General features: G+C 33.4%; 15 protein-coding genes. 7 read left to right on the top strand and 8 right to left on the bottom strand.

Going from position 1 to position 14119, the window contains the following annotated elements:
* Positions 1–184, bottom strand: a 184-nt coding sequence (locus A9G37_RS11345; RefSeq protein ID WP_141671202.1) for a helix-turn-helix domain-containing protein, incomplete at its 3' end; no start/stop codon positions are given.
* A 132-nt stretch (positions 185–316) separates the two neighbouring features.
* Between A9G37_RS11345 and A9G37_RS11350 the strand changes: the two genes are divergently transcribed.
* Both A9G37_RS11350 and A9G37_RS11355 read left to right on the top strand, forming a co-directional pair.
* Positions 317–748, top strand: coding sequence for a hypothetical protein (locus tag A9G37_RS11350; RefSeq protein WP_034910507.1), 432 nt, complete (start codon positions 317–319; stop codon positions 746–748).
* A 104-nt stretch (positions 749–852) separates the two neighbouring features.
* Entirely contained in the window at positions 853–1215 is a 363-nt protein-coding gene (locus A9G37_RS11355; RefSeq protein ID WP_065575571.1) for an MmcQ/YjbR family DNA-binding protein, read from the top strand.
* Between the two features lie 156 nt (positions 1216–1371).
* On the opposite strand, the gene A9G37_RS11360 is transcribed toward A9G37_RS11355, so the two are convergent.
* The 6 genes from A9G37_RS11360 to nikA are packed head-to-tail and all read right to left on the bottom strand — an operon-like array spanning position 1372 to position 7691.
* A complete protein-coding gene (locus A9G37_RS11360; protein WP_051634158.1) occupies positions 1372–2697 on the bottom strand; it encodes an MATE family efflux transporter in 1326 nt (441 codons plus the stop codon).
* A 3-nt stretch (positions 2698–2700) separates the two neighbouring features.
* On the bottom strand, positions 2701–3480 hold the full coding sequence (locus A9G37_RS11365; protein WP_034910512.1) for an ABC transporter ATP-binding protein: 780 nt from the start codon (positions 3478–3480) through the stop codon (positions 2701–2703).
* Positions 3481–4335 (bottom strand): ABC transporter ATP-binding protein, encoded by an 855-nt coding sequence (locus A9G37_RS11370; protein ID WP_034910514.1) that lies wholly within the window; start codon positions 4333–4335, stop codon positions 3481–3483.
* Positions 4332–5162, bottom strand: coding sequence for a nickel/cobalt ABC transporter permease (gene opp1C, locus A9G37_RS11375; protein WP_065575572.1), 831 nt, complete (start codon positions 5160–5162; stop codon positions 4332–4334). The genes A9G37_RS11370 and opp1C overlap by 4 nt, the downstream gene beginning before the upstream one ends.
* Positions 5159–6103 carry a nickel/cobalt ABC transporter permease gene (opp1B, locus tag A9G37_RS11380; RefSeq protein ID WP_065575573.1) on the bottom strand — a complete coding sequence of 315 codons (945 nt, stop codon included), beginning with the start codon at positions 6101–6103 and terminating at the stop codon, positions 5159–5161. Before opp1B ends, opp1C begins: the two co-directional genes overlap by 4 nt.
* Positions 6104–6125: 22 nt before the next feature.
* Positions 6126–7691 (bottom strand): nickel ABC transporter substrate-binding protein, encoded by a 1566-nt coding sequence (gene nikA / locus A9G37_RS11385; RefSeq protein WP_065575574.1) that lies wholly within the window; start codon positions 7689–7691, stop codon positions 6126–6128.
* A 294-nt stretch (positions 7692–7985) separates the two neighbouring features.
* Between nikA and rhlE the strand changes: the two genes are divergently transcribed.
* From rhlE to A9G37_RS11405, 4 genes are all read left to right on the top strand, one after another.
* Entirely contained in the window at positions 7986–9299 is a 1314-nt protein-coding gene (gene rhlE, locus A9G37_RS11390; protein WP_081297752.1) for an ATP-dependent RNA helicase RhlE, read from the top strand.
* A 16-nt stretch (positions 9300–9315) separates the two neighbouring features.
* Complete coding sequence (locus tag A9G37_RS11395; protein WP_034910524.1) at positions 9316–9651, top strand: YggL family protein; 336 nt, start codon at positions 9316–9318, stop codon at positions 9649–9651.
* An 85-nt stretch (positions 9652–9736) separates the two neighbouring features.
* Complete coding sequence (locus tag A9G37_RS11400) at positions 9737–10045, top strand: hypothetical protein (RefSeq protein WP_034910527.1); 309 nt, start codon at positions 9737–9739, stop codon at positions 10043–10045.
* 527 nt (positions 10046–10572) lie between these two features.
* Entirely contained in the window at positions 10573–12006 is a 1434-nt protein-coding gene (locus A9G37_RS11405; RefSeq protein ID WP_176701914.1) for a hypothetical protein, read from the top strand.
* Positions 12007–12108: 102 nt separating this feature from the next.
* Here the strand turns inward: A9G37_RS11405 and A9G37_RS11410 are convergent, their stop codons facing one another.
* Complete coding sequence (locus A9G37_RS11410; protein ID WP_065575576.1) at positions 12109–13701, bottom strand: ABC-F family ATPase; 1593 nt, start codon at positions 13699–13701, stop codon at positions 12109–12111.
* A gap of 241 nt (positions 13702–13942) precedes the next feature.
* Here A9G37_RS11410 and A9G37_RS13720 point away from each other — a divergent pair.
* A partial coding sequence (locus A9G37_RS13720; RefSeq protein WP_141670989.1) for a helix-turn-helix domain-containing protein occupies positions 13943–14119 on the top strand: 177 nt, incomplete at its 3' end.

Genomic DNA, 14119 nt, shown 5'->3' on the forward strand with positions numbered 1-14119 from the left:
TAGCTAGGGTTACCGCATCATGTGCTTGATAGGCTTGATTAGGTTTTGAGTTTCTTTCTATCTCTCGACTTATTGTCGAAGGATGTCTATTGAGTAGCTGGGCTATCTCTTTTTTATTCTTTCCGGCTTGTAATAATACGAAAATCTGGTATCTTTCCTTCCTAGAAAGGTGATTATAATACATAGCAATCTCCAAACTGTGGTGGTGCGAAGGTGCTAGTATAAATCACCTTTCTACTTTCTTCACTCCACCGTGTTTAAAATTGCACTTCATGTTTGAATCCAGGTATTAAATCTAAAAGTAAGGAATATTGAAGTGAAAAAGCTAATGAAATTGGCAGTGTTGCTTTCTGCTCTTTTTACAATTTCGAATGCATATAGTGCTGAATTACCACCATCAGCAAACATAACTAAAGCTTTTGCCGATAGTGCAAAAAGGTCGATATTAGGTGAAGGTGGCGAATTTCCGGTTAAAGTGGATGCGGGTTATGAAATAACTAACATTTTTGGTAACCTTAATAATATTGTTTTTGAATATAATATGCCGACCGATAGCCAAAGTGTATCAATAGTAGACATTACAGAAAATATCAGGCTTGGGCTTAATGCTCAATTTTGTAATAAGCAAGACGTGATTGAAGTATTACGTGCTTATGATATTCGGTTTTTATTTCGTTTTCAATTCAATGATGATCGTAATGTGCCAGCAACGTTATCAATAGATGAAATTTGTAAAGAACAAAAATAAATAGGTTAAATTTATAGCTATTATTGACACCTTAATTAGTATGTTATATATTAAATAAGCTGTTTATATTATTGTATTAGATTGGGTGAATTGAAAAAGAAAAAATGACAATAAGCTTTAAGAATAAATTAATTGAATATGCTCATACTTTGAATAATATTCAAATTGACAGCCCTTTTGAAAATTATCCTAACTATCAGGTTATTAGACATAAAACTAATGCCAAATGGTTGGGGTTAATTATGTCAGTGGAAAAGAATAAGTTAGGTCTAAATTCAAAAGATATGGTGGAAATAATTAATGTTAAATCTGATCCTGAATTAATTTCTATAATAAAAAATACTTCAGGTATATTACCCGCATATCATATGAATAAAAATCACTGGTGCACTATAATGCTCGACGGTTCTGTGCCGTTTGAACAAATCGTAAGTTTATTAAACCATAGCTATGATTTAACTATTTAAAATATATGATATATTTTAAATAATATAAAATGGTATAGTTGCTTACACAACAGGTTAATTCAGAAACAAAAGCTCTGTATTATCTTTTATATAAACTATCTAATTAATGCTTTGAACGGTATAAATACTTTAGACTTTTAAAAGATAATTGGTTATTTAGTTTAGTATATATCTTTTAGATTTTTTTACCCACATTACTAAAAATAAAGTTCTACCTAAGCTAAATAAAATATAAGAAAGCCATAATCCATTATTTCCCCATATTGGTACACAGATATATTGTGATATCAGCCATAAAATTAAGGCAAGGATCATAGAATCACGAATAGAAGAAGTGTAACTGATCCCAGAAAAAACGCCATAATAGATAAGACCACCAGCAACCACAATAGGAAAGATAGTAAGCCAATATTGATATTGCAAACAGATTGAGATGATTTCGATTTGATTGGTTAATAATTTAATAATTGTTGTATCAAATCCAAACCATAAAGCGATTAATATTAGAGGACAAATAATACAAGCTTGCAGTGACCAATGTAAGGTTTGATTATATAACTTAATATCTTTAGTACCTTTCGCCTTACCGCTAAATACGCTTGAGGCATTGGCAAACCCGTCAAACAAATAAGCCATTAAATAGTGAATTTGAAACAAAACGGCATTAGCAGCTAACACTTCGGTGCTAAAACTAGAACCAATCGAGATAAAATGGTTGGTAACGATTAATAAGCAAATGGTACGAATCATCAAATTGGTATTAACTAAAATCACTCCTTTCAATGATTGCCAAGATAGTATCGATTTTAAATCAGTTTGTTGATTGGATTTCGGTAAATTACGATAAATAAACCAAATGCCTAACAAAGTACAAATTATTTGAGCAATTAGTGTTGCAAAGGCAACTCCCTGCACATTCCAATGAAAGCTCCAAACAAAAATTACTGCCATAATAATATTAAGCAGATTAATTAATACTTGTAGAAATAGCACAGCCTTTACTTTAGACATTCCCATTAACCAACCAACTAAAACGTAGTTGATAAGGACAAACGGTGCTCCCCAAATTAAGACAGAGAAATAAATATCCGCGTAATATTTTACTTCTTCATTAGGTTTGATAACGTGCATTGAGGCAGAAAATATCACCTGTTGAAAAATGATAAAAATAACTCCTAAAAATATAGCTATAAATAAAGGGCGAATTAAAGATGCTCGCAACAGCAACGGATCGTCTAATGCTTGTGCGGCAAAACCAGTGGTACTGACTCGTAAAAAGCCAAAAAGCCAATAAATAGTATTAAAAATAACAGCGCCAACAGCAATGCCTGCAATAAAGGCAGGATTGGGTAAATGTCCAACCAAGGCGGTATCGACCACGCCCAGTAATGGAGTTGTAATAGTTGAAATAATAAACGGAATAACTAGCGCTAAGTAATCTTTAAAACGATATTGTTTATTAACGATAGATTGAGTTGCCATAATTTAAAAACCTAAAATAGATTTAAGAAGTTGTTTAGAATAAATATTATTAACCTGATTTAAATTGGCTATTTTATCAACTTGTTCGACAATCTGTCCTTGATAAAAGAAGATCACCCGATCGCAAAGATAAGTGATAGTCGCTAAATCATGTGTAATAAAAATGGTTGTTAAATTTAACTGTTTTTGCAGATCAACTAATAACGATAAAACTTGAGTTTGAACAGTAATATCAAGTGAACTTACTGCCTCGTCAAATAAAACAAATTTAGGTGAACAGGCAATTGCTCGTGCAATACAGATACGTTGTAATTGTCCACCACTCATTTCGTGGGGAAATCGATGATAAAATGATTCATTTAATCCTACTTGTTCTAATAGTTCAATTACTCGCTTTTTAAGTAGGCTTGCAGTAAGTTTGTCATAAATATAAATGGGTTCGGCAATAATTTCAGCAACGGTAAAATAAGGGTTAACTGAAGTGTTGTAGTCTTGAAACACAGCGCTTATTTCTCGTCGCATTGGAGATTTTCGCCATGCACGTTGTCCTATATCTTGCCCATTAAAATAAATTTTGCCACTATCAGGTTTTTCAAGCCCCAAAATTAGATTTCCAAGTGTACTTTTACCGCTTCCGCTTTCTCCTACAATACCTAAACATTCGCCTTGGTATAAAGATAAAGAAACATCTTTAATAATTGGTGTTTTTTTGCGATTAAATAAACCTTGATTAGGTTGTAAAAAAGATTTTTTGAGATTATTAATTTGTAATAACGGCGTCATTTAGATAGTCTCCAATCTATTTGGGTGGATAACGGCGTTAAATTTAGCTAATAACTGTTTACGCGTATCAATTAAGTAACGTGTATAATCATTTTTAGAATGATAAAAAATATGATCGCAACTACCTTGTTCTACAATCTGGCCTTGATTCATTACAATAATATGATCAGCGATATGGTGAATAACACTTAAATCATGCGAGATAAATATCATTGCTGTTTTCGATTTTTGTTTGATATTTTTTAATAATTGCAGAATATGAAGTTGACTAATAGAATCCAACGCTGTGGTTGGTTCATCGGCAATAATTAATTCAGGTTCAAGCATTAATGCTATTCCGATCATGATTCGTTGTAACATGCCGCCACTTAACTGATGTGGGTATTTCTTAAAGATTTGTTTTGGAACATTAAGACCAATGTCGGCAATCATGGTTAATGTTTTTTCAATAGCTTGTTTTTTACTAATTGTCAGATGTGCCAATAACGTTTCAACCACTTGATTGCCAATACAATAAAGCGGATCAAAAGCATTCATTGGATGCTGTAGTATAGCCGAAATAGCACTGCCACGAATATGGCGTAATGTTTCATGGTTTTGTTTTAATAAATCACCATTTAATTGTAATGCTATTTTAGACTGTTTAGGGTTAAATAAAACTTTGCCTTGAACCGAAAAGTAGGGCTCTAATAAACCGATAATAGCTTTGCTAGTTAAACTTTTACCGCAGCCACTTTCGCCCACAATACCTAAACATTGATGATGCTCAAGGCAAAAGGAGATATCATTAAGTAGTGTTTTGCCATTATCCAGTGTTACAGTAAGATTCTTAACCTCAAGTAATTTATTATTCATGCTGTTTTTTCCTTAGGATCAAGAATGTCACGTAAACAATCACCAAGCATATTAAATGCAGCAACCACAATTAATATTGCAATTCCGGGATAGAGCATTTGCATAGGATGCTGCATCATAACGTTTTTTGCTTCACTTAGCATTAGTCCCCATTCTGGAGTTGGTGCTTGTATGCCAAGCCCTATGAAAGATAAAGCTGAAATATTTAAAATTACCCAACCAGTATCTAGTGTGGCTAACACAACTAATTCTGACATTACATTTGGTAATAAGTGACGGCGAATAATAAATGAATGTGGTGCGCCAATTGCTCGGGAAAATAAAATATAGTTTTTACGGCTATATTTGATAACCGAGCTGCGAATCATACGACTATACCAAGCCCATTTGACCATAATATTGGCAATAATAACGTTCTCAATACCCACACCAAGTACGCCTACAATAGCAAGAATCATCACTTGGCTAGGAAAAGAGAGCATAATATCGCATAAACGCATAATACACTCGTCAAGTTTACCTCGTTTATAACCTGAAATTAGGCCAATTATTGCACCAATAACGATGGTAATAATCATGGTTAATAATGACAAAAATAACGTGGAGCGAATGCCATAAAGTAGTCTTGAAAAAATATCACGTCCAAGATGATCACAACCTAACCAATGTTGAGCTGACATTGGGGCGTATTTACGAATAATACGTACTTTATTGGGATCAAATGGTGCAATATAAGGGGCTAAGATACCTAATATAATGATAGTTGCAATGATAATTAAACAACATAATGCAGCTTTATTTTTACACACCTGCTTAAGTACATTCATGACAAACCACCATCATCACGTAAACGAGGATCTAGTAAATGATGAAGAACATCGACAATAAAATTACATACCACAAATAATATTGCCATAATTAAAATATAAGCTTGGATAACGGGGTAGTCTCGATTCATAATAGCAGCAATACATAACCGTCCAAGTCCTGGCCAAGAAAATATATATTCAACCACAAATGAGCCAGCAATTAATTGCGGAATTGTCATTCCTAATGCGGTAATAGTAGTATGTAACGAATTGATTAATACATGCTTAAGAATAATTGTCCGTTCTTTTAGTCCTCGGCTACGTGCATAAAAAACGGAGTAGTTACGCATGTTTTCTAGCATGTTATTACGAATAAAACGAATATAGGTTGAAATATAAACGAATGATAGCGTTAAAGTTGGTAGGATTAGATTTTGCCATGTGCCATATCCATTAGTTGGAAGTAAATCTAAATAATTAGCAAAAAACCAGATAAATAAAAGCCCAAGCCAGTAGCTCGGCATAGCCGTGCCTAAAAAAATTATAATACGTAAAATATGATCAAAAACTGAATTAACAAAAATGGCACATAAAATGCCTAAGATCAGACTAATAATCAACGTAAAAATAAATGAAGATAATGCTAAAAGCAGTGTTGGTTGTAAGCTTCGAATGATCTCATCTAATACTAACCTATCTCGATGTACAAAAGAACGACCAAAATCAAGTTGAAAAACATTATATAACCAACTGATGTAACGTTTCCAAAATGGTTCATTTAAACCTAACTCTAGGCGCATACTTTCAATAGCATCGGGCGTGGGCATAATTTCATTTAAACGTAATGCTACTTCAGCAGGATCAGAAGGGGCTAAATTAATAAGTAGAAAAGCGATAAACGAGATACCGATAATAATCGGTATCATCATAATTAAACGTTTAAAAAAGTAATTTAACATTATTACTAACTAACAAAATAAATTAAAAATGCATTTTCTCAAAGGGAATGTCAAACTGCGAAGGAGCAAATTCAATACCTTTTAGTGATTTTATGGCGATAGCTCGGTTGCGTTCATAAGTTAACGGAATATAGACCGCTTGGTTATGCAATGCTTCAAGCACATAACGGTAAAGAGCTTGACGTTCTTTTTCATCAGTTGAAATTAATGCTTTACTAATGCTTGCATCAATTTGAGCTTTCTCTTTCAATCCTTGTTGTGCCATATAATCACCATATACTGGTAATTTCATGCCAGACATAAAAGATTGTGGGTCATAAGGCATTCCCCAAGAAATATCAAATACCATATCAAAATCACCAGCTTTTTGGCGATCACGATAACCTTGTTCTTCTTCTCCATGAATGTTAAGTTTTAAACCAACCTGTTCAAACTCATCTTGCATATATTGTGCGATAGTTTTTTGAGATGCAGTATTGCTATCATAATAAAGAGTTATTTCAAATGATTTGCCATCTTTTTGACGGTAATTCTGACCTTTTTGTTTTAGCCAACCTGCTTTATCAAGTAGTTCTTCGGCCAATTTAGTATTATATTCGTAAGGTTTTAACCCAATATTTGCATAAGGAATATTAGTAGCCATTAATGTATCAGCTGGCGCTTCGCTACCATTAAAGATACCTTCAGAAATATCTTTTTTATTAATGATATGTTCGATTGCTCGGCGCACATTAGCATCGCTTAAAGCGGGTCGAGTGGTATTCATCAATACGATACGGCTTGATACAGGTTTTGACATTAATGTTTGAAATTTATCCATTTCTGAAAAACGTTCAAATGAATCGGCATCCACCATATTTTTACCATAAATTAAATCAATTTCACCTTTTTCAAGTGCCATTAAACGGCTTTGGTTGTCTGCTATAACTTTCATGGTAACAGTTTTCAGTTTTGGTTGCTCACCCCAATAGTTAGGATTTGCGTTAAAAACAGCATACTGATCTTTTTTATGATCACCTAAAATATAAGGGCCTGTACCAATATAAGATTTAACGCCATTTTTTGTTTCACCATCGATCATTGAATTCGGTGAAATAAAGCGCATGGGTCTGGTTACTGCAATTTCAATCAAAAACGGGTAGTAAGGCTCTGACAGATTAACTTGAAGAGTATAATCATCTACCGCTTTGACTTCAGTAATTAAACGTACCATTTCAAGCCATGTATGGCGCACTTTATTTGACAGGACAGCATCCCAGTTTAATTTTGCACTGTGAGCATCGAATTTAACACCATCACTAAAGGTAACATCTTTTCTCAGTTTAAACGTATAGGTTTTTCCTTGGTTTGTAATAGTCCAGCTTTCGGCAAGCCAAGGAGAAAATGTGCCATCTTGATTATAATGAACAAGCGACTCATAGAGCATATTTTGAGCCCACATTTCACCTCCATAAAGGTGTGGATTCAAATCGCGTATATCTCGGAAGTTTGCAAAAGTGATATCATCTTTTGCAAAACAGTTAAAGCTAAAAAGCGATAAAAGTGAGACAATTAATAGCTTTTTAATGTGGCTAAAGTTTAAAAGCATGTTTAATCCAGTAAATTATTATTAAAGAGCAAAATATTAACATAATCGTAAATGATAATAAATATCATTTATATTTTTATGGATAAACACAATTAAAATTAGTACTCTTTTTTATAACATATTTATATATTAAAGGTGCTTTGATAATTTTAAGTAAGGGTTTGTGTAATATTTTAATATTTGGATTAGTATAATAGTCAGTGAGTAAATTTACTAAATAATCAGACAAATATTATTGAATTGCTTTATAATGCATATGAATAATTTATTTTTTGTTTATTTAGGATACATTTCATGTCATTTGACTCTCTTGGTTTAGATACCAAGATTTTAAAAGCAATTCAAGAACAAAACTATACCGATCCAACTCCCATTCAACAACAAGCTATACCTGTAATCTTATCTGGTAAAGACCTTATGGCGAGTGCACAAACAGGAACAGGTAAAACGGCAGGCTTTGGTTTACCAATATTACAAAAACTTATTGAACAGCAAGCAAAAGAAGCTAATAATCCAAAATCTAAAAAAGGCAAACGTCCTTTATATGCCTTGATTTTAGCCCCAACGCGTGAGCTGGCTGCGCAAATAGGTGAAAATATTCGCGATTATAGTCGTTATTTGCTCATTCGTTCATTAGTAGTTTTTGGTGGAGTGAGTATTAATCCACAAATGATGAAATTGCGTGGTGGTGTGGATATTTTAATTGCAACACCAGGGCGATTGCTTGATTTACAGCAAAAAAATGCGGTGGATCTGTCAACGATTAAAATACTGGTGTTGGACGAAGCTGATCGCATGTTAGATATGGGATTTATACATGATATTCGTCGTGTGGTTGCCAAGCTACCTAAAAAACGGCAAAATTTAATGTTTTCGGCAACTTTTTCGGATGAAATAAAAGTTTTGGCTCAATCTATTTTGCAGTCACCTGAATCTGTTGCTGTAGCAAAAACCAATAGTGCTTCAGAACAAATTACTCAATATGTGCATCGAGTTGATAAACGCCGTAAGCGTGAGCTACTATCTTATTTAATCGGTAAAAATCAGTGGCAACAAGTGTTAATTTTTACACGAACCAAATATGGTGCAAATCATTTAGCGGAACAATTAACGAAAGATGGCATTAAATCAGCAGCTATTCATGGTAATAAAAGCCAAGGAGCTCGAACAAAAGCATTAGCTGATTTTAAAAGCGGACAAATTAGGGCATTGGTTGCCACAGATATTGCCGCTCGAGGTCTTGATATAGAGTTATTACCTTACGTTGTTAATTATGAGCTTCCTCAAGTTGCTGAGGATTATGTTCATCGTATTGGTCGAACAGGTCGAGCGCAGAATCAAGGGCAAGCTCTCTCGCTTGTGTGCATTGATGAATTGCCACAATTAAAAGCAATTGAAAAATTAGTTAAAAAAACGATTCCAGAATTAACAACCAAAGGGTTTGAAGTTGATCCTAAAATTAAAGCTGAACCTGTAAAGAAATCGTCACCAAGGCGTGCGCCAGCAAAAAGAAGAGGTTCATCTTCAAATCGATCGTCGCAATCCAATCAAAATGGTGTGACCTCCAATAAACATAATCATACTCAAAATAAGCAAACTTATATTTAATAAGAAGGAAATTATTATGGTAAATCGCAGCAGACGTTTACGAAAAAAATTACATATTGAAGAGTTTAAAGAATTAGGTTTTACCGTTAGTTGGTCGTTTGACGAAGGTACAACTGAAGAAACTTTAGATAATATCGTCGATCAGTTTATTCTTGAGGCTATTCAACCCAATGGTTTAGCTTATGAGGGGAGTGGTTATTTAAATTGGAAAGGGATTATTTGCACCCAAAAACTAGGCAATTGTACCGAAGAACATCGTGACATTGTCACAAAATGGCTTGACGAACACGGTCTAAAAAGTGTTAAAACTAGCCCACTTATCGATATTTGGTGGGATGAATTAGAATTCTAATCTATTGGTGATCTCTAAATAGAAAATAGTCACTGGTGTGGCTATTCAGGTACAATATAGTATTTCGGTAAGGAGTACTTATATAATGAACGAAGGTACTATTTTTAAACTTGATAAAAAGTATACGCCTTTTTTATTCAAAGCGATAGAAGCAGCAAAGAAAAGCGAATTTGTGACCAAATATAAATACGATATCGATCATTTTTATATATCTTTTAATAATTATATAAGCACAAATAATGGATTTAGCTGTTATACAATAAGCTTTTATTCGAAAGAGATAACGCAAGATAATTGGATGGACATTGGGACTGGCGGAATAGTTATAGATGATATAAATGTTGATATAGATGTTGATTCTGGCGATGTTATTTCCATTTATGCAAGTCGTTAACATAAAAAAGAATTTATAAAAATTATTGGTATATAAAAATAATTACATTAGCGATTATATTTATTGCTACTAAAATTTTTTAAATTATCTAAGAGTAAATCGTTTTATATATTGGTACAGCTAGTTTTTTCAATGATAGATTATCAACGGATGATATTACAACTTTAATATGCATTGCTTTTTTATAATTTTCTTTCCAACTGTAAGTAAAAGATATCCAAGCTAATATTTACAAATCTTAACAAAAAGGTCAGCATTTTATATTTAAATGATGTTATTTTTTATCTAAAACAAAAATGATTTTATAAAAACTAATCGATGCTCTATATAAAAAATATTATATTAAACAGTTGATTGATAAATTGAATGGGTTATGGTACAATGAAAGAAACAACACAACATTAATTTGTCTTTTATGTAAAAAAATATTATCAAGTAAATTCCTCAAAAATTCATTCTTTGCTTATAAAAATTACCATAAATATATTATTTATTATCTTAGATTGATAAAAATACGAAAAATTGGGATGATAAATTTCATCTTTTTTATCTTTATGACATTGTTAACTATTACTAATAGTTATGCTGCTTTATCTGCAAAGACAATAAAAACAATTGAAGGTTCAGCCCCTTATATAAAATTAAATGGCTCTGCTATTAATGAACTGGCTGATTTATTGAGTTTTCAAAAACCTGATAGTTCCTCTAATTATGTAGTAATTTATCCATCGATAAATAAAGTAATTTATGCGCATAATGGGGACAAATTTAATCAATTTATTACAAAAGTTGTTGCTGATGGACAACCAAAACGTTTATCAAATATTATGGGAGTAAGTTATGGTGATGATGATGGCGATTTCGCTAATTCAACTATGGGAATAACAGGTACATTAACTGCTACTTGGCGTTATCGACAGTCAGATGGTACGATAAGAACGTTATCTGCTGATGAATTAAAAAACAAATTAGATTCATGCCAAAGCCCATATCAATTGACGATTAGCGCTAATAGTGTTAAAGCGCAATCTCAATATGGCATACCATTTGAACATGCTTATGGTAGTCTTAGTAAAACGTATACAATAAAAGTTGATGATTTCAAAGTTTGCTATATAAAACCTGCTAGTTTACAAATTTATGATGCTTCTGGCGTTGACGACAACACTTGTACCAATACGACAAATTGCAAATTTATTGGCGGTTATAACCCTAGAGTTTTCTTTCCTAATGAAGGGTTTTCGGCTTTGGCTCCTACTAAATTCCCTACAACGGCCTTTGATCAAGCAAAATTTACTTTAAGAATGAGTAATGAACAGAGTGATTATATTTATACATCAAGTAATCCGAATTTAGTCTCAATAAGTAATGTAGCTGGAAGTGAAGGTGTTGTTACCTTTAATTCATCCGTTCATCCCAATTTACCTTTTGAAGTAATTTTAACAGCAAAGACAAAACCCAATATAATAACGCCTTCAAAAACGTCTATTTATTCTTTTACCATTAATAAATGGATACGAGCGCTTCCGCCAACTCAATATAAAACAGAGAAGTATTTAGATACTGGAAATGGTATTTTCCCTGCAGCTAATGCTTGTGCGGGACGTAATTTAGGGATGATTAGTGCAGAAGAGGCGGCAAGCTATTTTTATTCACCAATGGAACTTAGCAATGCCTCAAGTGCAACGACAGCTGTAACAGGGAATGGAACTGGACCATTTCCTAAATGGGAGCATAACCGAGAGGCAAGATTATCTCGAGATATAGATGGGACGTTTTATGGTGAATGGGGGGATTTATATAAAGGTTATCCTAAGAATGGTTTTGATTTATCTCAAGGATGCACTTGGAGTAGTCAGGCGTATACAAATGAACTTATATTTGGCATTGATATCCAAAATGGTTATGTTGGTTATAATTTGCTTAAATATGATGGATGCACTCCTGTTTGTCGAAAATAGCATCGATAAAAAGCTACTTTAGCATTGCATAAAACAATAAAAATTATTAATACACAGAAAATAGCCACATTATTATTAGTGGCTATTTTTATTAATAACTGATTATTCAATTCCTTGGCTACGTAAGTAATCTTCATAATTACCTGTATAGTCAATCACTTTTTCAGGTGTGATTTCAATAATTCGTGTAGCTAACGAACTAACAAATTCACGATCATGTGAAACAAAAAATAGGGTGCCTTGATAAAGCTCTAATGCTATATTGAGTGATTCGATGGATTCCATATCTAAATGATTAGTTGGTTCGTCCATAACAATAATGTTAGGACGTTGCATCATTAATTTACCAAATAACATACGTCCTTTTTCACCACCAGATAGGACTTTAACTTGCTTTTTGATATCATCTTGTGAAAATAACAATCGACCTAAAATACTACGTATCGCTTGCTCGTTATCGGTTGGCTGTTTCCATTGACTCATCCAGTCAAATACAGTTAAGTCGCCTTCAAATTCGTATTCGTGATCTTGTGCATAATAACCAATATTGGCATTTTCAGACCATTTTATATCACCTTGTTCGGGAGTAAGTTCGCCCATTAGTGTTTTTATTAATGTAGTTTTACCAATACCGTTAGTCCCTAAAATAGCGACTTTTTCGCCCACTTCGACCATTAGGTTTAAGTTTTTAAATAGTGGATCATTATCAAAACCTTTGGTCAGGTTTTCAACAACAAGCGCATTACGGAATAGTTTTTTATCTTGTTCAAAACGAATAAATGGATTTTGGCGACTAGAGGCTTTGACTTCTTCAAGTTTAATTTTTTCAATTTGTTTTGCGCGCGAAGTTGCTTGTTTTGATTTAGACGCATTGGCACTAAATCGACTAACAAAAGATTGTAGCTCACTGATTTGTGCTTTCTTTTTGGCATTGTCAGCTAATAAACGCTCTCTCGCTTGCGTTGATGCTGTCATATAATCATCATAGTTACCAGGGTAGATGCGAAGCTCACCATAATCCATGTCTGCCATATGGGTACAGACCATATTCAAAACATGGCGGTCATGCGAAATAATAATCATGGTGCTTTCGCGTTGATTTAGGGTATCTTCAAGCCAACGGATAGTATCGATATCCAAGTTATTGGTCGGTTCGTCAAGCAATAAAATATCGGGATTTGAGAATAAGGCTTGGGCTAATAATACTCGTAATTTCCAGCCTGGTGAGATTTCGCTCATTAATCCATAATGTTGCTCAATTGGAATACCAACACCTAATAATAATTCACCCGCACGAGCTTCAGCGCTATAACCATCCATTTCGGCATATTGGGTTTCCAAATCAGCAACTTTAAAGCCGTCTTCTTCACTCATTTCGGGAAGTGAATAGATGCGATCACGTTCTTGCTTGATCTGCCATAATTCGGTATGTCCCATAATTACGGTATTAAGTACGGAAAACTCTTCAAACGCAAATTGGTCTTGGCGTAACTTACCTAATCGTTCATGCGGATCTAAAGCAACATTACCAGATGTTGGCACTAAATCACCACCAATAATCTTCATAAAAGTTGATTTACCGCTACCATTGGCACCAATTAAACCATAACGATTGCCATTACCGAATTTAACCGAGATATTTTCAAATAATGGCTTACTTCCAAATTGCATTGTGATGTTATTTGTACTTAACATTAGAATTTACTCTCTTTAACATGCGTTTCACTCATATAAGTAATAATTAGCCTTTGAGTGAAGTCGCGGAAATATGAATTGGCGCATATTATGCCATAATTAATCATTTTTGAGGATCTTTGTTTTAGATAACGGCATCCTGGATTCAAACATGAAGTGCAATTTTAAACACGGTGGAGTGAAGAAAGTAGAAAGGTGATTTATACTAGCACCTTCGCACCACCACAGTTTGGAGATTGCTATGTATTATAATCACCTTTCTAGGAAGGAAAGATACCAGATTTTCGTATTATTACAAGCCGGAAAGAATAAAAAAGAGATAGCCCAGCTACTCAATAGACATCCTTCGACAATAAGTCGAGAGATAAAAAGAAACTCAAAACCTAATCAAGCCTATCAAGCACATGATGCGGTAACC

It is taken from the genome of Gilliamella sp. GillExp13 (genome assembly GCF_001690815.1).
In the GTDB taxonomy this organism is placed as follows: Bacteria; Pseudomonadota; Gammaproteobacteria; order Enterobacterales; family Orbaceae; genus Gilliamella; species Gilliamella bombi.